This window comes from Nostoc sp. DSM 114160, assembly GCF_053470305.1.
Genome location: NZ_JBPFGO010000004.1, coordinates 468,290 through 492,048, shown reverse-complemented (window position 1 = coordinate 492,048; position 23,759 = coordinate 468,290). Strand labels below are relative to the sequence as shown.

Genomic DNA, 23,759 nt, shown 5'->3' with positions numbered 1-23,759 from the left:
CGCAGAGGAAACAGAGAGAAGAGAAAAAATGCTTAATCTAAGCGTATTGGTTCATTGGGCTGCTGCCGCGAGTAAAAGAGGCGGAGCCTCAAGGACGGGCATTCCCAGTCTGAGACTGGGAACGAGGCAATCTGCTAAAAGCTAGTTTTTACCTTAAATTGATAGCAATGATTCATGAATTGTTTCTGCGTTTTGATGAACCAAATTTAATTTTGTTGCTATCGGGAAGAATTCAGTATATTTATGCTATCTTTATGGTTTTTCAGAGAAATCACTGACTCTTTAAAGAATAGATAAAGAAGTTCTTTGAGCGATCGCTATTTCTACATAGTCTTATATTCTAGAGATTAAAGCACCTTCATAAAGGCTAGAAGACAAGAGCAGACTGGTTTTTCAAATCTATCGAGACAATGAACACCTCAGCGTAATTAAACGTAGATATAGATTCATGGGTAATTTCTCTCTACACTTCTCTACTGTCAGTAGTTTCCGGAAAATCAAGATTTGCCCATGAATGTTAATAGTAGCGGTGATTGCTACCTATGTAATTAGTATCTGTCTAATTTGTAAATCTCTACACCAGCAGAATTCTACGCAATACGTGCTTGGTCGAGTGGCAAATACTATAACATATTTTTGCTCTCAATTATCTCCAACTTTTTGGACTTACAACAAGATTCGGATTTGGGTCTTTGGCATTAATAGCCTTTGATAACGCCTCAGTAATTCACTCCTGTATAAACCCAAAGACATTATGACAACTTCAATAATTCCAACTCTAGAGAATTTATATGATGTAACCCAGTCACAGCAAGATAATCGTGGGTACTGCACACTCCAGTGGCGACGGGGTAAGCTGTTGGTGAAGCCGCTTGGAGGAGTGAAACAACCATATCTGGCTTCATTAGATAATAAGCGATCGCTAGTAGAATGCTTACAACATTCTCCAGTAAGTTTGGTCAGCATAGATCCAAAATTGGGTGAGACTTTGCTCAAATTTTGGGCAGATGCATGTGAAGCAGCTCAAAAACCAATATTCCTAAGCATACCCGCTAGCAAAAAACTCCCTAACCAACCCTTCAGACAATTGCAGCGAGTAATTGATTGGATTGCTGCTTTTATATTGCTGCTATTAGTAAGTCCAGTCATGTTGGGATTGATTGTATTAATGCAGGTTTACTCGCCAGGGCCTCTTTTTTGTCATGAATGGCGTGTTGGGGAACGGGGTAAACTCTTTCAAGCGATGAGTTTTTGCACCGATAATACCACACCACTAGGGCGTTGGATGGGTAAATACAATCTCGACAATCTGCCACAGTTATTTAATGTGCTACGGGGTGATATGAGTTTAACCGGATCTCGTTGTTGGACTTTGGAAGATGCAGTACAGCTAAATAAATTACCAGAAATTACAACTTCCTGGGAAGTAGACGCACAGTCTCATCTGTTACATCTCGATAGCCAAACCCTGTAATTTATCGGTGCGGTAATTGATGATTTCATTTATCGCACTGAGACTCAAAAAAATTATTTATGTAGTATCAGATTCTAGATAATTAGTTTTTCAAACGCGATAAATAGCATCTTTACGTCAGGGTTTTGAGCTTATCTGAACTGTATCGATCTATAGATGTCTATGTACCTTGCTAAAATATTATGAGAAAATTAATGAATTTACAGCTTCCTCAACCAGTCAGTAATCTGCTCAAAGCTAGCAGCTTTTGGCAGGACAACTATTTGATATTGCGAGAATTTAAACACTTTCGCAAAATTGCAATTTCAGCTCTGGTTTTCTCAATTTTGGCGGCAACCTTTGAAGGTGTAAGTATTGGTTTCTTACTTTCATTCTTGCAAAGCTTAACTAGCCCCAATGCTCAACCCGTACAAACAGGAATAGAATGGTTCGATCTTTGGATTTTAGGAGCCAAGACATCAGCAATTAATCGTTTATATCGCGTATCTTTGCTGATTTTATTGAGTACTTGGTTACGTGCCACCTTCAATTATTTTTCTCAAGTCTATACTGAATTATCTCAACTACATCTTGCCGATCGCTTACGCAAGCAAATTTTTGAACAGTTACAATCCTTATCGCTAAGTTACTTTAGTAAAACTCGTTCTGGCGAACTAATTAACACAATTACTACAGAGATTGAAAGGATCAGACAAGGTTTTAGTGGCGGAGCTTTTTTAGTAACTAGAGGACTAACAACCTTTGTCTACTTAATATCAATGTTTTTGATCTCATGGCAATTGACGATAATCTCAGCATTGCTATTTACACTGTTAGGTGTGGGATTGTCAAATCTGAATGCTAGAGTCAGAGAATCAAGTTTTGGCATGACAACTGCTAATGCTAATTTTACATCAACAGCCATAGAATTTATTAATGGCATTCGCACTGTTCATTCTTGTGGTACTCAAGAATTTGAGCGTCAACGTTACTATAAAGCTAGCGATAAGGTAATAAGTAGTACAACAAAGGTTGTATTTACCTGGACACTTGTGAAGCCAATTGCCGAAGCAGTAGCGACTACGGTATTGATCGGAATGATTATTTTGGCATTCACTAGTCTTGTGACTAATGGAACACTACAAGTTGCTTCTTTACTAACCTTTTTCTTTGTACTATTTCGCTTTATTCCATTTGTTCAAGATATTAATGGTACGAGAGCATATCTTAGCACTTTACATGGTTCAGCAGACAATATTAAAAATCTGTTGAAAAGTGATGAAAAATATTACTTTCAAAATGGCAGAGTTCAGTTTAAGGGATTAAACAGGTCAATAGATTTAGTATCTGTGGATTTTGGCTATGATGATGAAAATCTAGTGTTGCATAATATTACCCTGACGATTGAAAAGGGAAAGATGACAGCATTAGTCGGCTCGTCTGGCGCTGGTAAAACAACTCTTGCTGATTTGATTCCCCGATTTTATAATGCTACAGATGGATATATTTATATTGATGAAATCGAGATCCAACAGTTTGAAATTAATTCTCTCCGTCGCAAAATAGCTGTCGTCAGTCAGGATACTTTTATTTTCAATACTAATGTTTGGCAGAATATTGCTTACGGAACTCCAGAGGCAACGAATGAGGAAATTCAAGAAGCCGCTAAACTAGCGAATGCACTAGAATTTATTTTGGAAATGCCTGAAGGTTTTGATACCCAATTAGGAGATCGGGGTGTTAGATTATCTGGAGGACAAAGACAGCGAATTGCTATTGCACGCGCTCTACTGCGGAACCCAGAAATTTTGATTTTGGATGAAGCAACTAGTGCCTTAGATTCCCTATCTGAGCGCTTAATTCAAGATTCATTAGAAAAGCTATCTGTGGGTAAAACAGTAATTGCGATCGCTCACCGTCTTTCTACTATTTCTAAAGCAGATAAAGTTGTAGTTTTAGAACAGGGACGAATAGTAGAACAAGGTAAGTATCAAGAACTATTGGAACTAAAAGGCAAGCTTTGGAAATATCATCAAATGCAATATGAAGTAAGGCAGCCAGATTAGAAACAACATCCAATTACCAAAGTAATTACAACATATTCACGGCTGTACATCTCTACAGCCGTAAACCCTCAAATATGTATCAGTAATTTTGCCAAATGGTAAAACAATAAGATTTATAATACTTATTCTTACTATTAATAAGTTATTAAAGTTAGTCCTATATACTCAAAATTAAGAGAAAATATGTCCCAGGAAATCTTTGACAAAGACCTAATTTATCAATGCTCAAGTTTCGGTGTCGGTGGGAGCGGAGGTGTTGAAACTTATTTAGCTTCTCTGTTTGAACATCGACCAACTGATGTTAGCGATCGCGTGATAAAATCACTTAAAAATATCGATCAAAAACAGTTCAAACTGCTGCACATCCATAGTCCAGATTTGCTATTGCAGCTTACAGGCGAATGTCCTGCTATCTTCAGCGTTCATAATCACTCATTCTACTGCCCTAGCGGCACAAAGTATTTAGCAGAGCAACGGACAATCTGCGATCGCAACTTCTCTTATTTAGGGTGTACCTGGGGTAAATTAGCAGATAAATGTGGTAGCCGTAGACCTTTAAGAACTCTTAGAGAACTTCAAACCACTCATCAGTTTTTAGATGTCTTAAAAAGGCTAAAAATTACTTTCATTGCGAATAGCGAATATGTGCGGCAAGAGTTAATTCAAAACGGTGTATCCCCTGAACAAGTTATAACCCTACACTGTGGAATCTCTATACCAGAAACAGCAAGTTCACCCCTAAGTTTGGAAGTACATCAAAATCATCGAATTTTGTTTGCTGGACGAATTGTTTCTGATAAAGGTTTGGAATGGTTACTGAAAACCTTAATACATACAGACCCAAAAATTCAACTTGATATTGCAGGTGAAGGTTGGGAACGACCACGATTAGAAAAGTTAGCAAGCATACTCGGATTAAATAACCGAATCACTTGGCATGGTTGGTGCAATTCGGATAAATTAGATAAACTTTATCAACAGTGTTTTGCAGTCATCTTTCCTAGTGTTTGGCCTGAACCTGCTGGTCTTGTAACTCTGGAAGCATACTCTCGTTGTCGTCCTGTAATTGGTAGTGCAGTCGGAGGAATTCCAGAACATTTACAAGATGGAGAAACGGGTATTCTTGTTCCAGGCAATAATATCCAAAAGCTGGCTGATGCTATTAATGAATTGTCTAGAGATTATCAAAAAAGCCGATACATGGGTGAGCAAGGTCATACTTTATTGATGAAGGAATTTACAATGGCTGCTCATGTAAATAATCTCCGAACAATTTATGCAAAAACAATAGCTGAATTTCCTTCCCCAGCGAACAAAGTATATAGTATCTCTCCAGCTAAATAAGCTGAATTTACTAAAAACATCAAATATTGCATTTTTTACTTAGAAAATATTAAGGGAGAAAAATATGTCATTGCATCAAGAATGTCAACAACCTTTAGTCAGTATTGTTATCCCCACCTATAATCGACCAGACTATCTCAAGCAAGCGATCGCAAGTGCAATAAAACAAACTTATCAAAATATTGAAATTATTATTTCTGATAATTGTAGTTCCGAAAATCCCCAAGCAATTGTCGCATCTTTTGGTGATTCACGCATCAAATTTTGGCAGCATCCGCAAAATGTGGGAATGTTAGCTAATCAGCAGTATGGCTTTAGCATGGCGCAAGGTAAATATGTTGCTAGTTTACATGATGATGATATTTGGCATGAAGACTTTTTAGCAAAGCTTGTACCACCATTAGAAGCAAATTCTGATTTAATTCTCGCTTTTTCTGACCAATATATTATAGATGCTAATGGCATAATTAATCATGCTGGTACTGAAGAAAATACACGCGCTTACAAGCGAGACAAACTAGCCAAAGGAATTTATAAGCCTTTTTCCAAAATTGGATTGGTAGATAAAAGTATACCTACTGCTGCATCTTGCGTGATTCGGAATAATTTGGTGGATTGGTATAGTATTCCCTCAGAAGTTGGTGGGATGTGGGATTTATATTTAACCTATCTATTCTGTATATCTGGTTATGGTGCTTACTATTGTCCAGAAAGATTGACGCGATATCGTGCCCATGAGCAAACTGATACTATGCTCAGTGGTAGTCGAGATGTACAAGCAAAAATTCGCAAAGCGAAAAGCGAAATGTTTTGCTATCAAGTATTTATGGAAGATCCTCGGTTACAGGAATTTAGAACTCATTTTCAGGAGAAATGGTTAGAAGCTAATACTACTTTGGGAATTGGTTTGCTACGAAGCGAACAGATAGCCGCAGCACGCCCTTATTTTTGGCAAGCGCTGAATCAACAAAAATTTAATGTGCGAACTATGGCAGCACTTAGTCTTAGTTTTACGCCGCGATTTTTAACAAGTAAGTTAATCGGAATATCGAAATAATATCTCAATATCTCTGAGTTGAGGAATTTCTTTCTTAAAGATATCTCTTGCATAAGTCGAATAGACCCCCCTTAATCCCCCTTTATAAAGGGGGGAAACTTGAAATATTGCCCCCTACCCAATACATACGGGGAGGGTTGGGGAGGGGTGATTCAAGGATTTTATCCTTAAGGAAATAGTGTATGAAACTTTGTATTGTTACTCATAAAATCAAAAAAGGTGATGGTCAGGGGCGGGTAAACTATGAGGTTGCTAAGGAAGCAATTCGTCGCGGTCATCATTTGACATTATTAGCTAGTGAAGTCGCACCAGAACTAGAAGAAAATAGCCAAGTTAATTGGATTCAAATTTCAGTCAAAGGCTATCCTACAGAATTTGTGCGTAATTTCATCTTTGCTCAAAAAAGTGCAGATTGGTTGCGCAAACATCGCTCTGAAATTGATTTAGTTAAAGTCAATGGAGCAATTAATCTGGCTGCGGCTGATGTGAATGCTGTGCATTTTGTCCACAGTTCATGGTTGCGATCGCCAGTTCATATTTCTCGCAACCGCCGCGATTTCTATGGTTTTTACCAGTGGCTATTTACGGCTTTTAATGCCCGTTGGGAAAAACAAGCTTTCCAAAAAGCGCAGGTTGTTGTAGCTGTATCGGAAAAGGTAGCCCAAGAATTAGTCAACATTGGTGTACCGCGTTCTCGAATTCGGGTAATTGTCAATGGCGTAGATTTAGAAGAGTTTATCCCTGGCCAAAGCAATCGCCAAAAATTAGGTTTACCGGAGAATGTCACCCTAGCCCTGTTCGCTGGAGACATCCGCACACCCAGAAAGAATTTAGATACAGTACTACACGCCTTGGTGAAAGTTCCCGATTTACATTTGGCGGTGGTAGGGTCATATCGAAGGTAGTCCCTTCCCACAACTAGCGGCATCCTTGGGGTTAAGCGATCGCGTGCATTTTGTCGGATTTCGCCGTGATATCCCCGAAATTATGCGGTCAGTAGATTTATTTATTTTTCCTTCCCGATATGAAGCTTGTAGCCTCGTATTGTTAGAAGCACTTTCTTCAGGACTACCAGTAATTACTGCCACAGCTACCGGGGGTGCAGAGTTGGTGACACCAGAATGTGGCATCGTCTTAACCGACTCAAATGATATCGATGCTTTGGCTGTGGCGATGATGTCCTTGGTAAGTGGAGATATGCTCATACAGCAAATGAGTCAAGCTGCTCGTTCTGTGGCAGAACAACATAGCTGGACTACTATGGCACAAACTTATGTGGATTTATTCGAGGAGTTAAGCAATGCGGAACACTGTTCTGATACCGACTTATCGCCGTCCACAAGACCTCTCACGCTGCCTTTTGGCGCTACAAAAGCAAACTAAACCAGTCGATCAAGCGATCGTGGTTGTCCGCGATACGGATGCAGAAACTTGGGAATTTCTGGCCCAATACACAGCGCACAATTTGCCACTGCATCCCGTGAAAGTGACACAACCGGGAGTAGTAGCAGCTCTCAACGCCGGATTAGCAGCAGTGGAGGGCGATATTGTTTCCATTACTGATGATGATGCCGCACCCCACCCCGATTGGTTAGAGCGGATTGCGGCTTACTTTAGCTGCGATCATCGCCTCGGCGGTCTGGGAGGGCGTGATTGGATATACCACGGCAGCAAATTAGAAGACGAATCCCGCCCAGTAGTGGGACAGTTGCAATGGTTTGGGCGAGTCATTGGCAACCATCATTTGGGAGTGGGAGAACCCCGCGAAGTCGATATTCTCAAGGGCGTGAACATGAGTTTTCGTACCCAAGCTATCGGACAACTACGCTTTGACGAGCGAATGCGCGGTACTGGAGCGCAAGTACACTTTGAAATGGCATTCACCCTGGCATTAAAGCGGGCGGGTTGGAAGATAATTTACGATCCTAGCGTTGCTGTAGATCATTATCCAGCCCAACGTTTTGACGAAGATCAGCGAAATAACTTTAATGAAATTGCCTTTATTAATTTAGTCCATAATGAAACCTTAGTTTTACTAGAACATTTACCATTTATCCGCCGGATTGCATTTTTGTTTTGGGCAGTATTCGTGGGTACATGCGATAGTTTGGGCTTAGTACAATGGCTGAGATTTTTACCTAGCCAAGGGCAGTTGGCGGGGAAAAAGTTATTAGCATCTTGGCGTGGACGTTGGCAAGGATATAAACATTTCAAAATTCAGAATTCGCAATTCAGAATGAGGCAGAGCCTCGAATGACTTCATTCCCAGGCTAGAGCCTGGGAACGAGTTGAACTTATTTATATGTACATCTAAAATTGAATGAATTCTAAGCAAATACTTTTCAATAGTTTTTTACAAGAAAACTATTCTCCTGAAGAGCGATCGCTACAGGGTTGGATGGCGATCGCAGGCTTTATATTACTAACTGTAGTTTGCTATTTTGGTGGTGTTACTGCCGGATTGCGCCTAATTTACCCGGCGACAGCTTTAGTAGTAGCCGTATTTTTATACTTGCGGCATCCCATTCTCTACATTGGCTTTACGTGGTGGATTTGGTTTCTCACACCCTTAGCGACTCGCTTAGTTGATTATCGGGTAGGCTGGGATGCTAGCCGTCAAATGCTCATAGCACCCTACTTGGTGGTGTTTATTACTATAGCAACATTTTTGCGACACTTTCCCCGCGCTTCTCGCCAAGGGGGTTTGCCGTTTGTTTTGGCTTTTATTGGAGTTTTTTATGGGTTTCTCATCGGTCTAATTTACAACCCACCTATCCCTGTAGCACGCGGATTAATGGATTGGCTCAGTCCGGTGATTTTCGCTTTTCACTTATTTATCAACTGGCGAGATTATCCCAGCTATCGCCAAAATATTCAGCGAACATTTCTCTGGAGTGTGTTGATTTTAGGAACTTATGGCGTATATCAATTTGTAGTAGCTCCTGAGTGGGATAGGTACTGGCTCATCCAATCAAAATTATTCATGAGTTCTGGAAACCCTGTACCTTTCGGGATGCGCGTCTGGAGTACATTACACTCAGTCGGCCCCTTTGGTTCGGTTATGCAGGCTGGATTACTCTTATTATTGACCGGTTCGGGAAGCTTAATTTTTCCGGCTTCAGCTGTTGGTTATTTATCTTTTCTATTAACACAAGCACGTACTAATTGGGGAGGCTGGTTATTTGGAATAATTATGATTATGGGTTCAGTCAAAGCCAAAATTCAAATGCGCTTAATTACCATAATTGCGGTCATGGCTATTTGTGTTGTGCCATTGACAACTATCGAACCAATTGCTGGGGTGGTAGCAGCACGTTTTGAAACTTTTTCTAATATTCAAGAAGATGGCAGCTTTAAAGATAGATCGGGAACTTACGACAGAAATCTTGGTTTAGCCCTTTCTAATGGTCTAGGTAACGGCTTAGGAAATATTTGGAAGGTCAACGAAAAAACTGGTCAAATTGAAGTAGTGGTAATTGATAGTGGTATTTTAGATATGTTTTTCACCCTTGGTTGGTTTGGAGGCATATTTTATATGGGTGGATTAATCTTTTTGATTATTACTGTTAGCAGCTATGGTGAAGGTCGTTTCGATAGTTTTGTCAGTGCTGCTCGTGCCATTGGCATCAGTTCTGCTTCACAGTTAGTTATCGGTAGCGGGATGTTGAGCGTCTCAGGGATGATTCTTTGGGGATTTTTAGCTATGGCTATGGCAGGACATAAGTACTATAGCAATCCTCAGATGTTCTCCAATATTTCTAACTTCTCTAATAAGTCGAGAATCTCATAAATCTTATAACTTAAATAGGACTGATATAGATTATGAAAGTAATTATTGTTATGCCACTAGCCGAGCAACGAGGCGGTGGTGAAATGATGCTTTGGGATTTGGTGCAGCAGGGACGTAATGCTGGTGTTGAGTGGCTGGTGATATTTTTAGAATCCGGCCCGATGGTGGAACAAGTAAAGTCTCTCGGTATTGATGCGCGAGTTGTAGAAAGTGGACGTTTACGCCAAATCCACCGTTTTATTGGCGCTGTTTTGCGGATAGCTGCGATCGCACGCCGCGAACGTGCAGATATAATTGTCAATTGGATGTGGATCACGCATATATCGGGAGGTTTGGCGGCAATGCTGGCAGGGTTGCCTGCTGTGTGGTATCAACTAGAAGTACCTAGCGATAAAACTTGGTTGGTGCGACTTGCTACTTTAATTCCAGCAAGGGCAATTATTACTCTTTCACAAGATGGCAAGCAAGCACAAGCAGAAATTTGGCCCCACAGACCAACACCTTTGGTTTATCCTGGTGTCGCATTAGACCGATTTGAGCCGAATGCTTTACCAACTCCAGAAGAAGCACGGCGAAAACTAGGCTTACCTTTACACGGGCCGTTGATTGGAATTGTGGGACGATTGCAACGATGGAAGGGAATGCACGTATTGGTGCAAGCGATGCCCAAAATTTTACAGAAGTATCCCGATGCCCATTGTCTGGTAGTTGGCGGTAAGCACGATTTGGAACCGGATTATGAGGACTTCTTAAAAGCCGAAATCACCGCTTTGGGCTTGGAAGACCAAGTAATTATGGCTGGACTACAGCGTAATATCCCGGAATGGGTGCAAGCAATGGATGTATTTGTTCATGCATCGGATAAAGAACCCTTTGGGATTGTGATTATTGAGGCGATGGCGCTGGGTAAACCTGTAATTGCTGGTAGTGCAGGCGGGCCGACAGAGATTATTACCGATGGGATGAATGGACTATTAACACCTTACGGCGATGCGGATAAATTAGCGATCGCAATTCTCCGCTATCTTGACGAGCAAGAATTTGCCCGAAGTGCGGGAATAGCTGCTAGACAACGCGCCCTCGATTTTTCAACGCAGAATTATGCCCAAAATTTTATTAATGCAATCCGCTCTGTAATGCCTAGCCCTTTATCACAAAAGTTTTGATCGATTTGTAGTAAGCACTTTAGTGCTTAAAAATTCAGGACTAAAGTCCTTACTACAAACGCATTTACACTTCGTAATTAATATCCTCTATACATCTGCGCAATATAAAAAATATTTATGCAAAAGGAATTAAATCAATGTTGATTGATAGCCGCAAATTACCAATAGATGAAATTATCAATACGGAAGTTTGTATAGTTGGTGCTGGCCCAGCCGGAATTACACTTGCACGAGAATTAATTGGGCAAGACTTTCGAGTGTGCTTACTAGAAAGTGGTGATTTAGAATTTGATCGAGAAACTGCATCTCTTGGTAAAGGTGAAACGGTTGGAGATCCTTTTCCCCCCTTACAAGATATGCGTCATCGTCAATTTGGTGGAATGGCTAATGTCTGGAATATTGAAATTAATAAAAATCAACTTGGTCTGAGGCACGTGCCGTTAGACGCAATAGATTTTGAAAAACGAGATTGGGTTCCATATAGTGGCTGGCCTTTTAGTAAATCTCACCTGAATCCATTTTATGAGCGCGCGCAAGTAGTCTGTAAACTCGGTTCTTTTGCTTATGAAGCAGAAGCTTGGGAAAATGCTCAATCTCCTCGGACACATTTCACAAGTGACCGAGTTACTACTAGTATGTTTCAGTTTGGCCCGCGCGATATTTTTACTAATGAATATCGCCGCCAAATCAATCAATCTCCTAATATAACTACATACCTCAACGCCAATGTGGTAGAAATTGAGGCAGACGAAACAGCCCAAACAGTGAAACGCGTGCAAGTTGCTTGTTTATCTGGTAATAAATTTTGGGTTGTTGCAAAAGTATTTATTTTAGCCGCAGGTGGGATTGAAAACGCGCGGTTGTTATTACTATCAAACAGAATTCAAAAGAATGGATTAGGCAATCAACATGATTTAGTGGGTAGATTCTTCATGGATCATCCATTTATCCGTTGTGGTATGCTTGTTCCGCCAAATCGCAAAATATTTAATTCGATGGCTTTGTATGATTTACGCCGCGTGAACAATGTCACAGTCATGGGAAAATTTGCTCTGACGGAACAAGTGATGCGCCGCGATAAATTATTAAATATGACCGCGTTGTTATATCCCAGAGATGAAAGGTATAGATCGGTTGCAAAGGCTTCTGCAAAAATTTTGTTCTCTTCAGTTCAACAAAGACAGTTACCTAAAAATATTTTTCAGCATTTGCAAAATGTCATAACTAATATTGATGATTTAGTAGCTGATTGGTATAAATATAATTTTAAAAAAGAATATTTATTCCCTGATTTGAGTCATGGAGGATGGTCTGAGCATGAAGGTAATGAACAGAAATATACTAAGTTTGAAGTTCTCAGCCAAACTGAACAAACCCCAAATCCAGATAATCGAGTGACACTCAGCAATCAACTAGATAAGCTGGGTTGTCCGCAAGCAAAATTAATTAATTATTGGAGCGAAATAGATATTTGCAGTGTGAAGCGATCGCAGTTAGTATTTGCACAAGAGTTTGCTAGTGCCGGACTGGGTGAGTTGCAGATTGAATTGGATGGAGATCGTCCAGTTGCTTCTCTTAGTACCCATCATAATATGGGTACAACGCGTATGCATAACGACCCAAAACAAGGAGTAGTTGATGCAAATTGTCAAGTTCACGGCATCTCTAATTTATTTATGGCAGGTAGCTCTGTTTTCCCTACAGGAGGCTATGCTAATCCGACGCTGACCATTATCGCCTTGGCAATTCGATTAGCTGACCATCTGAAAGCTGAATTGTCTCACTAGTATAACTTTGTGTAAAATCGTCACGTTTTCGATGTAGCGATCGCCTGAGTTTTTCTTCGTGCCATTCTGAGGATTTGTACTCGTAGCGTCACAGTAGTAGTAATTATATTTGCTTGCTCGTTTTTTTGAAAGTATTTCATCAACGAGTAAGCTTTTTCTACCTACGAGAGTTGTCTATCTGTTATCATCAGTTCTGTTCAAGTCAGATAGAAATTATTCTCGGAGATCGACAATGGGCAAGAAATATGATGTTTATGGTGTAGGTAATGCTTTAGTAGATATAGAATACGAAGTTTCTCCAGAGTTACTACAAAAGCTAAAGATTGATAAAGGTGTAATGACACTTCTAGATGAAGACAGTCAAAATCATATTTTGGAAAATCTCAAAAATCTTGATTGCCATAAGAGTTGTGGAGGTTCAGCCGCCAACACAATAGTGGCAATTAGTCAACTAGGAGGAAAAACTTTTTATTCCTGCAAAGTAGCTAATGATGAATTTGGAGACTTTTACATCGAAGATTTAGTCAACTCTCAGGTAGATACCAACTTAAAAAATGGCGATCGCCAATCAGGAATTACAGGTAAATGTTTGGTGTTAGTAACTCCCGATGCAGATCGCACCATGAATACATTTTTGGGAATTACGGGAGAATTTTCTACACAAGAATTAGTATCATCAGCGATCGCTGATTCAGAATATCTATATATAGAAGGATATTTAGTGGCTTCTCCCACAGGAAAAGAAGCAGCTATAAAGGCTAGAGAAATAGCTGAAAAAGCGGGAGTAAAAACTACCATGTCTCTATCTGATTACAACATGGTGAAATTTTTTAAAGATGGTTTATTAGAGATCATTGGGCCTGGTTTAGACTTGATTTTTGCTAATGAAAGTGAAGCATTAGAACTAGCAGATACAGAAGATTTTCAAGTAGCTGTAGACAAACTAAAAACCCTGAGTCAGAAATTTGCTATTACTCGCGGTTCCAAGGGATCAGTAGTATTTGACGGTGAGAAATTAATCGAAATCGCTGCACCTCAAGTAAAAGCTGTAGATACAGTAGGAGCAGGAGATATGTATGCAGGAGCTTTCCTCTATGGAATTACCTACGGTATGAGCTATGAACAAGCCGGAAAATTAGCATCGGCCGCAGCTTCTAAGATTGTTACATGCTATGGGCCAAGATTAAAAACTGAGGAGTTAAAGGCATTAGTTATTGCTTAGAGGGTGTTTGAAAAGTGTCGTATAGCATATTAAATTTTGATATTACCCCCCCAACTCCCCGATGTATTGGGGGGCTTTAAGAAACTATTTCCCCTCCCCTTGACAAGCTACGGTGTACACACATCTCTAAAAATCCTACCCACCCAATATTTCTGTTCAAGTGAAAGTCGCACACTGAGCAAATATCCCGCTCATAACGCCCAGAACTAAAGTTCCGGGCTGATAGCTAACAGTCCTCTAAAAGAGGACTAAACTAAATTTCTTGTTTAGTCCTCTTTTAGAGCAATACAGTTCAGTTAGCGCCAAAAAACTTAAGTTGTGTAGGTTGGGGAGCCACTGCGTTGGGCGGCTATGCCGACTTGTAGCACGTGGCGTTTGAGGAACGAAACCCAACATTTTCATAGCTTTGTTGGGTTGCGCTTTGCTTCACCCAACCTACAATTTTTCTTAACTGAACTGTATTGTCTTTTAGAGGACTTTGGTTATGAGACTCGGAATAAATTCCGAGGCGGGATAGATACACCGCACCAACACTTGTGTATACACCGTAACCTTGAAAAGGGGGTTAGGGGGGGTATTAGATACTTTGGATAACAAATATAGGTAAGTTTTTTGAGACTTAACGAGAAAAGTCAGTTACCGAATGTTGTACCAGCCAGCAATGTAAGCCCACCATTAACAGCGCCAATGGCAGCATCAACATTGGGATGATTTCTAAAGTTGTCCAACTTGCAACCCAACCGGCTCCAGTGGGTACGATCGCAGCGCCCAAACTGGCGGCACTAGTGGCAATGCTAACAGCCGCAGGAACATGAGGATCTGGTAATCGTTGAGGAATTAACCAAATGGTTGCAGGAAAGATCGCTGCCAACCCAAAGCCAATCAACGGTAAGCTAATCCATTGATCGGGCAATTGCCACCAAGCAAGCAATCCAATGATTACAAGACTGAGCGACATACTGATTGTGCGCACCGCCCCAAGGGATTGCAAGAAATAACCTAAGATGAAACGTCCTAATGTTAATCCCACCCAGTAAGCACTAACGCTGTAACCAGCAATCAGCGTGGGAGTGTGACGAGCGACAGACTGCACAGTGTATGCCCAGTTACCAATGCAGGCTTCAGTGCCAACATAAACCAGCAAAAGTAGCCCAGTTAGCAGTACTATCGGAGTTTGCAGCGCTCTGCCCAGATTTTCTAAGGCAGTTGTCTTTGATGGCAATATCCGTACTGTCATTGGTGTGTAGTTGAAGATGATAACACCCAGCACGCTCACAATTAATAGGCTGACAATCCCGGCTAATACCCCATAAACCTGTCGCCAGTTCATGCCAACTGCTAACAAAGTAGTAGCGATCGCGGGGCCTGAAAGAGCGCCAATACCATAGAAAGCATGGAGCAAACCAATTAAACTAGCACTGCGGGAATCTTGCACAATGTAGGTATTAATGCCTGCATCAATCAACCCAATGCCCAATCCTAATGCCGAGCCAGCGGCAACCATGAGAAACCAAGAGGGTGAGATGGCATAGATCGTCAGTGCCATCGTCAGCGCACCCGCAGCAATCAGCAGCATTCGGGCTAACCCCAACCGACTACTCACCAGACTGCTGGTGAATGCTGCCAGAATGTAACCGCTAATTTGACTGAGAAACAGCAGGGTGACGGTTGCTGGAGTCAGGTTATAGGTAGACAGAATCGAGGGCAGAAGAACTCCTAATCCTGCTTCAGCGATGCCAATGGCAATAAAGGCATAGAAAGCGATCGCCGAACCTATCCACAGAGGCGGTAAGGTGCGTTGATAGTCTGTCATTGGCTAGAATGCTCCTGGATCGGAAAATTTGACTGCTGAGATTTACTCTAATTACAAGAAACTTATGATTGTGCAAAGTATGAATAGTTAAAAAGATTTTTATAACTACCAAATGGCATTATTAGTAATTATCTCAAAATCTCATCACTATGTTGCTAAAAAGTTTGCAATGATTTCTCTCAAATCCTTGTAAAAACTGAATTGCAAATTTTCCGAAAAGTCTATTTATCCTTAATCTTTGAATACTTTAGCTGCTAACAACGCTAATGCTGCTGTACCAGCGATCGCACCCCACTGAAGAAGCGGATTTTTCTCTAGCCAGTCGGAAATGCTAGGTATAACTAAGTTACTAAAATCACCCTTAACTCTGTCGTCTTCAGCAACAGATTGGTAAAAATTATTTGGTGCATCTTCAGATTTCGCCTCAGAAGAACGTAGTAAATCAAAGCCGACGAGCAGTAACAGTGAATCTACTAATGATGGTGAGACGCGCTGTACCACATCTAATATTTTAGCTACATCCCCAACTAAGTAGTCACGAGTTGGATGTTCGGCTACGTAGAGGATAGCATCAGCTACAAGTTTAGGATCGTAGTAAGGTGGTATCCCGGAAGGCTTTACACCTAATTTCGTCAGACCATTATTCCAAAAGGGGGTATTAATCACCGCTGGTTTCACACTCGTGACAGCGATCGGCCATTTTTCATGTAGCAACTCAAGGCGCATGGCTTCGATAAAGCCCTCAACTCCGTGCTTGGCTGCCGAGTAAGCACTTTGGTAGGGTAGCGATCGCTTACCTTCCATTGAAGAGACATGGATCAGCGCTCCCCGTCCCTCACGCTTCAAATGGGGTAGGGCTGCCATTGCACCATACACTTGTCCCAGGAGATCGACATCAATGACATGCTTAAACTCTTCTGGTGTGATGTTGTCGAAAGTGGCAAAGATGCCGATCGCAGAGACATGTACCCATGTATCGAGTCGCCCGTACACTTCCACAGTTTTATCTGCGATCGCTTTAACTTGGTCAAATACTTCCACATCAGCTACGTAAAAAGTTGCCTCACCGCCAAAGCCGCGAATCTCCTCCACTAAAGACTTTAGCTTCAACTCACTCCGAGCCGAGACTACGACTTTTGCGCCGCGTCTAGCAAACTCAAGAGCTGTGACACGTCCGATCCCGCTGGAGGCTCCGACGACAGAAACGACTTGCTGATTGATTGGCTTTAATTGCATAAGTGTTACGTTTTAAAATAAATTAGGGATTGGGAATTGGCTTCGAGAATCTTAGAGATAGCTTCAGTAGGTAATTCAGCCACTTTGTTAGTATCAGTTGTTATTAAAAATATTTCTTAATAACTCTCCTAGTACATATATACGTTAATTATTATTACGGTTGCATTTCTCTGTCTATTGGGGAATTTGAAAGCGCCACAGGAAGTAGATTTCAGGAAGCAGGAGGAACCCACGTTTAAAAAGTGGGATTAAAGTAAGGACCCTTTACCCGCATTTCTCACAAGCTTCAGGCGTTTGATGGAGCAGAGGGGCAGCACTTCTCTGCGAGACGCTCCGCGTAGCTTGCTTCCCCGGAGGGGTACGGCTACGCTCAGTGACCGAGGGGCAGAGGGCATGGAGAAGAGACAAGGAAGAGGGGGGAGACTTGGGAGAGATTTGTTCAAAAATTCCCCCTTGTCCCCTTGTCCTCCTTGTCCCCTTGTCCTCCTTGTCCCCCTTGTCCCCTTGTCCCCTTGTCCTCCTTGTCCCCTTGTCCCCTTGTCCTCCTTGTCCTCCTTGTCCCCTTGTCCTCCTTGTCCCCTTGTCCCCTTGTCCCCAACCTGTTTAAGGGAGCCATTGTAATCCCTTATCCTGTAATTTCTGCTCGATATGCTGCATTTCCTGGATAGTTTCTCCAGTCACGATCGCATAAATTTCGGTGTAGATTTTTCCGTATTTGACTTTCTCTAAAGCCGACAGGATAATCAAGTCTTTGCGATCTAGTTCTGGTTTTAAGGTGACTAAAATTGAATCCAACGTACCTTCCATGCGGTAGCTACTAGAATATTTAGCAACTTCCTTTCCCAGTTCCAGTAGGGTGTGACGCTGTAAGCACAACGGAGTCGATCCATTGACTCGGAAATTGGCATCGATCGCATAAAATTGTCCGTCTCGATCTTCTAGCACATCGAACCCAATCACGCCGAAATAACCATGTTTGTAAGCATACTGACCAATGGCGGCAATCATTTCAAAGAATTTGCTCGTGTCAGTGTTGCGGTAGTCAATTAGTCCGCCTAAATAGTTGCCTTCTGGAGTGACGAGTTGGCTGGTAGTGCCGATGAGGGTTATCTCTCCCGCTTTGTTGACATAAAACTGTACGCAGTAATTCTGCACCTCATTCTTGACGAACTCCGAGACAATAATCCGATCGAGCGACTTAATCTTGAGATATTTTCTGATTTCCTCAAAGCAGTAGTTCAAATCGTTGAGGCTTTTGATGATATAAGTGCCTTCCCCTGAGAGTCCGTGGGACGTTTTAATTAAGTAAGGGAATTGTGGTAAAGGAATGTCTTCGAGATTGACTTCATGTAAATTGTAGCTTTCGTATTTTGGACATTGCACTCCCAATTCGGCTAAAGTAACTTTGCTGAGTAAACGGTAATGAGTGTCTGAATCAACAGCGTGTTTTTCTTTTTTGAGGCGATCGAAGGGAAATAGAGTGATGAGTTTGTCAAAGCGTTTGCTGTGGCTGAGATCGTCCAAATAAGTTAAGCGCTCCATCATCAACCTATGGGAGTAGCTGAAGCCAAAATGCTCTTGCCAGTATGCAAGCAGCGAGTTTGGCGGTGGATTAATCATAATTCCTGGAATGCGATCGCCTAACACAGCTAAAATTTTCCAAGGTTCTTTTTGGCAAATCTTGTCAAAGGAGGTTTTGGTGGCTTCACTACTGCCATCTTGAATAAAATATTTTTCTAGGTTGGGATAAGCAGCCCAACTAGCAGTTGCAGGGTAATTGAGGATAAACCCATAAGATGCATCTGTAATATCTTCAGCAAACAGATCGGAAAGAGAACTTCCTTGAAAGTATTGAAAGTTATATTTTGAGTTCATTTAGCCCTCCCAGAAACTGCATCCTCAAACAATTGGACAGATACATTTTCTGTCTGCACTCCTGCCAGCAGAACCCGATCTTGGTTAAAGACAATTTCTTTAGTAATTGCAGCTAAAGATTTAATAAAATTCGGTAAAATTAATCTATCTTTTGGTTGAATTTGTTTCAAAAAACGTTGTAATTGTTTTGTTTTACTATATTTTCTACCCTGAAGATTGCCATATTTTGTTTGCATAAAGCTAATATTCGATAATTGGCTTTTATTTATATATCTTACTTATCTTTTAATTAACTCTATCAAACGAAAGAAGTAAATTAGTTTGTTTATTATCTGATGATTGTAGAGACGGCGATTTATTGTGTCTCTTGCCTTAACCACAATTATTTAGCAGACACCAAATCTAAAACCCCCATACTTTAGATGTACAGGGGTTATTTCAGCTGGTACGGAATGCTTTAAGGAAAAGGTTAACTTGTATTTCATCCAATTAAAAACTTAAACATAGCCATAGACAAAGCTGTACTTATTCAGGATAACTTACCCCGGTTAATGTTTGCAATTGCGAACTAACAGCACTTATGTAAGTTCGATCGCTTAAAACTTGTGCTGGTAATTTTTTAGCATCAATCGCAGCTTTGACTAAATCTTTCGCAGTAATATTTCCGCGCTGACCTTGAGAAATCAAAGCTCCTCCACTAGGAACTCCTTGCTGTTTGAAAGCACCTTGGTAAGCAAGATTAACAAGATTAAACGGCTGAATGTAGCTGGCATTGGTAGAATTACTGCCTAATGCATCAGGATTAACTGCTATGTTTATCGATCTGGCTGTTTGAGCGCTAGCAATGCCAGATGTGAAGGCAAGAGAAGCAATGATAACTGTAGAATTTATCAATGTTGTTAATTTCATCAGGTACTCCTTAACTATAGTGAAGTGCAATCAATAGTTTCTACTAATAGATTCCCCTTATTTATAGAAATTAACCTCATACAATTGACTCACCCAAATGGTTGAATTGCCTTTCATCCAAATGGGTGACTTGTTTGCCGCCTTCTCGTTTTGGCATATTGGTAGCAGTAACCACATTTCACAACTCAACGATGAAACTGTCTCGGAGATGAAAGTCAGCCTCCGCGCCTCGATGAGTTAACGCCCAGTAAGTCACTTCACCATCTCTGTATTTAATAACGGTAGTAATGCTAATTTCGATGGCTTGGTTTGCCGAGACGATTCGATCCAAATCGACATCTAACGCAAGTACCAAAGCATCGGTTTGATTCTGAACGCTAAACGGTAGCTTTTTAAAGGCAGTTTCCTCTTGCATCCCTTGACGATATCCATCAAAGCGATAGACATTCCAGTGTCCGGCGGGGGAGAGGTTGAATTCCCAATATCGTGCAGAATCTTTAATGCCAAGAAAAAACTCGAAGCAGGTATCTTCCCAAAGTTTATGCTTGCGTGATGGTGCATTTGATGTTGGAGCAATTGCAATTTCTTTGAAGTCACCTCCAAGGTTGTAGTAGATAGTAAGTTGATTAACATTTCGGCGGATATTGCCTGTAATTTTCAAATCAGGAAAAGACTCGGTGGAAGAAAAGGATTGCAGGGAAAATGTCTGCTTGTTCATTTCATATCTTGGATAATTTTGCGAATCTGCGTTTCTTGAGATTCAATACTTTCAGTCAGCTTAAACTGGACGATCGCTCTTGCTAAGTTATGTTCTGGGTGCTTAACTTTGAAGTAGACATTCCCTGCTAAATAATCAGCAAAAAATCTCAGTCCTAGTTCAAAAGTAATTAGACGAATGGCATCATAGATGTATGCATAATCATTTTCGGTCAGAAATGCCTTAGCCACAGCGAGATAACCCTGGAGGATTTCTTGACACAGATCGGTATCGAAATAAATACTTTCCCAATTCTCGGTTTCTTCGCCAGCCGGATTGCAACCCGATCGCAGGCAATCACCAATATCGTAATGTACCAGACCGGGTTTCACGGTGTCGAGGTCGATGACGCTGACGGCTTGCTGGGTAACAGTGTCAAACATCACGTTATTGATTTTGGGATCGCCGTGCATCAGACGTAGGGGTAGCTTACCTTCAGCTTTGGCATTTTCGAGGATATGTGCAAAAGCTTGGCGATCGCTAACAAACTGTAAGCAATAATTCACTTCCGAAGATTGAGGCGCACTAGTTTTCGGCAAAACTTCCTCATAATGCTGGAGGTAAAACGGTGTAATATGGAAGCCTTCGAGGGTGTCAGCAAGTTTTTCTGCTGGCAAATCGCTGATTAGATTGTGAAACATCCCCAAGGCATAACCGATTTCTTTGGCGTGGGAGCGATCGCCCATACTATCAAAAGACTGAGAGCCTGGAATAAAGCTGATTGCCCGCCAAAATGAGCCATCTGCATCCTTCCAGTGGTCTTGAGCGTTTTTGGTCAACAGTACGCGTGGCACTTCCCAGCGACGATTCAGGGGTGTATCCTGCAACCTTTTTTGAACGTGTTCAGTTAAGGTACGCATATTCTGCATAATCAGTTGTGGCTGACGAAACACCTGTGTGTTAATGCGTTGCAAGACAAAATATTGTTCCTTTGAAGAATCGAGAGTTGCTAAAAAAGTGTCATTTATATTACCACTGCCAAAAGCTTTAACGCCTGTAACCTTCCCCAGTGGGGCGAATTGGTTAGCGATCGCCACCAGATTCTCTGCGACCTGTGTATTGAATTCTTCTGTCATCTGTTTCATCTCTACTACTCCTCACGTACATTGCATGAAAGCAATAGGGGATATCGTAGCGCAAGTGTCAAGATAATTTGTAATTCGTAATTCGTAATTCGTAATTCGTAATTGATTACCAAACTGTCAATTATGAATTTTTCAAAGTACTAGAACAACCCTGAATCCATTCGTGAAAAACAAGCTCCCCGACTTTTTTGAAAAGTCGGGGAGCTGCGGGTTGCAATTCTCGTTAACTCCTTGCTAATTCAACAATTAGGAAATCTCATCGCTATCAACCCACTCGTCATAAGATGAGTCATAACCAACGTAGTGAAGATAGTATTGCTGGCCTTGGATTTGCTGAATCGTTGCGGAATACCAAGCCTCTTGGTCATCATCCCAACATTTTACCTTTTGACCTACTGCATATCCATTTTCATCAGTGGAGCGAAGATCGCGAGTCCGAATGTCATCTTCGCCTACCCACTCGTCATAAGATGAACCGTAACCAAGGTAATGAATAAAGAACTGGTCATCTTGGATTTTCTCAATGGTTCCCTGATACCAATCCTCTTCATCATCATCCCAGACTTCTACTGTTTTGCTGACTTCATACTGAGTCTTATCTGATTTATCTGATTTAACGGCAGATGAAACATCTTGAATCGGCTTTTGTTCTTCTTGTTTGATTTCCTCTTTTACTAGAGTGTATGCTTGCAAAATCAAACTGCGAGCGACAGTTTGAGTTCCTGTATGCTCGTAGTAATTGGTAGTTTGATCTAAGAATGCTGCAACTAAATCTAAATTATCATCAGCAATCTGAATAAAATTACCCAAATTACTAGAAATTGATTGCGGGGTTATGCCCGTCTTGGATACTAAATTATTCATCCAGCCTTGCACGGAGTTGAAACCCTGACTGATAAAACCAACTTTATCAGAAGGATTGCTGCCTGGAAGAAAGTTATTAACGGCTAAGAAAACCGGATTTTGAGTTATTGCACTAGCATCAGTACCACTAATAACTCCGTGAATTTTGCTGAGAAAGTCAGGGCCCAAGGGGAGAATTCCATCTAGACAAACTAAAGCTACCATCCGGATTAGGGATGCATTTTGATAGTTGTTAGTCAGGGAATTAGCAAACTCTTGAGGATTAGGTTGAGGAATGCCGTTTAGTTTGCAAAAGGCAATGATTTCGACGGCGATTTTTAGTACCAAGTCAATGGATTGAGTGACATCGGCTTTGGGAGTAATTTTGCCTAAAAAAGAGAGAAAGCCGATTTTTTCACTAGCTTTATTCGCTAAAGCCGCCGCCGCCATCGCTGTGTCTGCTTTATCAATTGTTTGATAAAGTTTGATGGCAAACTGGTAGCCTTGTTGAGGATCTATGTATAAACTAGCAGCGCGATCGCGGATTTTCTGAATTACCTTAGCATCGGTAACTCCTGTAATGGCGCGGATATTATTGTCAAACCCCGTCAAATTGCTCCATTCACCTGGAGCTACATAATCAAGAGCCTTTAAAACTTTGACAGTAATATTGTCAGTCGGTAACTCATCAACCAACTGAATAATTGATTTATCCATCAGCCGATCCTCAAAACTCCAGATATCGTTACAATACGGTTCAGAGCAGCCCACATCTAGCGTTGGGCAATTACTGAAACGTATTTATAGAGTTCCCCAACCTGACTAAAAAATAACGATGTTAGTAACAGACGCTACACCTAAAGATATTGCATAGGCGATCGCATCCTTGGCAAACATTTATTATTTATTGAAGTACAGCAGTACTGTGCCTTCAAACGTCAAGACGGTAGTCGCTACAGGGAAGACGGTAGTCGCTACAGGGAAGACGGTAGTCGCTACAGGGAAGGCGGGAGTCGCTACAGGGGTGACGGGAGTCGCTACAGGGAAGACGGGAGTCGCTACAGGGGTGACGGTAGTCGCTACAGGGAAGACGGTAGTCGCTACAGGGAAGACGGTAGTCGCTACAGGGAAGGCGGTAGTCGCTACAGGGATGACGGTAGTCGCTACAGGGATGACGGGAGTCGCTACAGGGAAAAATATTTTGATTTTTGTTCGGTAATATGTGGTTATTTAACAGAGCATTAAAAATACCCCACCCTAACCCTCCCCTTGCATTAAAAATACCCCACCCTAACCCTCCCCTTGCAAAGGGGAGGGAACTAGATTTTCCGGCTTCCCCCCAATGCATCGGGGGGA

At 41.4% G+C, this 23,759-nt stretch carries 18 protein-coding genes and 1 pseudogene; 11 read left to right on the top strand and 8 right to left on the bottom strand.

Going from position 1 to position 23,759, the window contains the following annotated elements; genetic code table 11:
• The first annotated feature begins 754 nt into the window (after positions 1-754).
• From hepC to NSTCB13_RS33915, 10 genes and pseudogenes are all read left to right on the top strand, one after another.
• A complete protein-coding gene (gene hepC, locus NSTCB13_RS33960) occupies positions 755-1,474 on the top strand; it encodes a heterocyst development glycosyltransferase HepC (protein WP_448275436.1) in 720 nt (239 codons plus the stop codon).
• Between the two features lie 194 nt (positions 1,475-1,668).
• A complete protein-coding gene (gene hepA, locus NSTCB13_RS33955) occupies positions 1,669-3,519 on the top strand; it encodes a heterocyst formation ABC transporter subunit HepA (RefSeq protein WP_445631944.1) in 1,851 nt (616 codons plus the stop codon).
• 183 nt (positions 3,520-3,702) lie between these two features.
• Entirely contained in the window at positions 3,703-4,863 is a 1,161-nt protein-coding gene (locus NSTCB13_RS33950; protein ID WP_448275434.1) for a glycosyltransferase family 4 protein, read from the top strand.
• Positions 4,864-4,927: 64 nt separating this feature from the next.
• Positions 4,928-5,920 (top strand): glycosyltransferase family 2 protein, encoded by a 993-nt coding sequence (locus NSTCB13_RS33945; protein WP_445631942.1) that lies wholly within the window; start codon positions 4,928-4,930, stop codon positions 5,918-5,920.
• 182 nt (positions 5,921-6,102) lie between these two features.
• Positions 6,103-7,303, top strand: a pseudogene (locus NSTCB13_RS33940) (glycosyltransferase family 4 protein).
• A complete protein-coding gene (locus NSTCB13_RS33935; RefSeq protein ID WP_448275432.1) occupies positions 7,221-8,177 on the top strand; it encodes a glycosyltransferase family 2 protein in 957 nt (318 codons plus the stop codon). The pseudogene NSTCB13_RS33940 and the gene NSTCB13_RS33935 overlap by 83 nt, the downstream one beginning before the upstream one ends.
• Before the next feature lie 63 nt (positions 8,178-8,240).
• Entirely contained in the window at positions 8,241-9,710 is a 1,470-nt protein-coding gene (locus NSTCB13_RS33930; RefSeq protein WP_445631939.1) for an O-antigen ligase domain-containing protein, read from the top strand.
• A 32-nt stretch (positions 9,711-9,742) separates the two neighbouring features.
• Entirely contained in the window at positions 9,743-10,876 is a 1,134-nt protein-coding gene (locus NSTCB13_RS33925; RefSeq protein ID WP_448275431.1) for a glycosyltransferase family 4 protein, read from the top strand.
• Between the two features lie 137 nt (positions 10,877-11,013).
• Positions 11,014-12,663 (top strand): GMC oxidoreductase, encoded by a 1,650-nt coding sequence (locus NSTCB13_RS33920; protein ID WP_448275429.1) that lies wholly within the window; start codon positions 11,014-11,016, stop codon positions 12,661-12,663.
• A 232-nt stretch (positions 12,664-12,895) separates the two neighbouring features.
• Complete coding sequence (locus tag NSTCB13_RS33915) at positions 12,896-13,885, top strand: adenosine kinase (RefSeq protein ID WP_448275428.1); 990 nt, start codon at positions 12,896-12,898, stop codon at positions 13,883-13,885.
• 619 nt (positions 13,886-14,504) lie between these two features.
• Here NSTCB13_RS33915 and NSTCB13_RS33910 read toward each other — a convergent pair.
• From NSTCB13_RS33910 to NSTCB13_RS33875, 8 genes are all read right to left on the bottom strand, one after another.
• Positions 14,505-15,698 (bottom strand): MFS transporter, encoded by a 1,194-nt coding sequence (locus NSTCB13_RS33910; RefSeq protein ID WP_445631935.1) that lies wholly within the window; start codon positions 15,696-15,698, stop codon positions 14,505-14,507.
• A gap of 231 nt (positions 15,699-15,929) precedes the next feature.
• The gene (locus tag NSTCB13_RS33905) at positions 15,930-16,934 is read right to left on the bottom strand and encodes an SDR family oxidoreductase (RefSeq protein ID WP_448275427.1); all 1,005 of its coding nucleotides are present in this window, start codon (positions 16,932-16,934) and stop codon (positions 15,930-15,932) included.
• 603 nt (positions 16,935-17,537) lie between these two features.
• Positions 17,538-18,809 carry an ATP-grasp domain-containing protein gene (locus NSTCB13_RS33900; protein WP_448275425.1) on the bottom strand — a complete coding sequence of 424 codons (1,272 nt, stop codon included), beginning with the start codon at positions 18,807-18,809 and terminating at the stop codon, positions 17,538-17,540.
• Complete coding sequence (locus NSTCB13_RS33895; protein WP_448275423.1) at positions 18,806-19,045, bottom strand: hypothetical protein; 240 nt, start codon at positions 19,043-19,045, stop codon at positions 18,806-18,808. The genes NSTCB13_RS33900 and NSTCB13_RS33895 overlap by 4 nt, the downstream gene beginning before the upstream one ends.
• A 289-nt stretch (positions 19,046-19,334) precedes the next feature.
• Positions 19,335-19,718 carry a hypothetical protein gene (locus NSTCB13_RS33890; protein WP_448275421.1) on the bottom strand — a complete coding sequence of 128 codons (384 nt, stop codon included), beginning with the start codon at positions 19,716-19,718 and terminating at the stop codon, positions 19,335-19,337.
• A gap of 178 nt (positions 19,719-19,896) precedes the next feature.
• Positions 19,897-20,436, bottom strand: a complete 540-nt coding sequence (locus NSTCB13_RS33885; RefSeq protein ID WP_448275419.1) for a DOMON-like domain-containing protein — start codon at positions 20,434-20,436, stop codon at positions 19,897-19,899.
• Complete coding sequence (locus NSTCB13_RS33880; RefSeq protein WP_448275879.1) at positions 20,433-21,551, bottom strand: phosphotransferase enzyme family protein; 1,119 nt, start codon at positions 21,549-21,551, stop codon at positions 20,433-20,435. Before NSTCB13_RS33880 ends, NSTCB13_RS33885 begins: the two co-directional genes overlap by 4 nt.
• A gap of 255 nt (positions 21,552-21,806) precedes the next feature.
• The gene (locus NSTCB13_RS33875; RefSeq protein ID WP_448266871.1) at positions 21,807-23,120 is read right to left on the bottom strand and encodes a Tudor-knot domain-containing protein; all 1,314 of its coding nucleotides are present in this window, start codon (positions 23,118-23,120) and stop codon (positions 21,807-21,809) included.
• A gap of 169 nt (positions 23,121-23,289) precedes the next feature.
• Here NSTCB13_RS33875 and NSTCB13_RS33870 point away from each other — a divergent pair, with 169 nt between their 5' ends.
• Positions 23,290-23,622 carry a hypothetical protein gene (locus NSTCB13_RS33870; RefSeq protein ID WP_448275418.1) on the top strand — a complete coding sequence of 111 codons (333 nt, stop codon included), beginning with the start codon at positions 23,290-23,292 and terminating at the stop codon, positions 23,620-23,622.
• Positions 23,623-23,759: the final 137 nt, after the last annotated feature.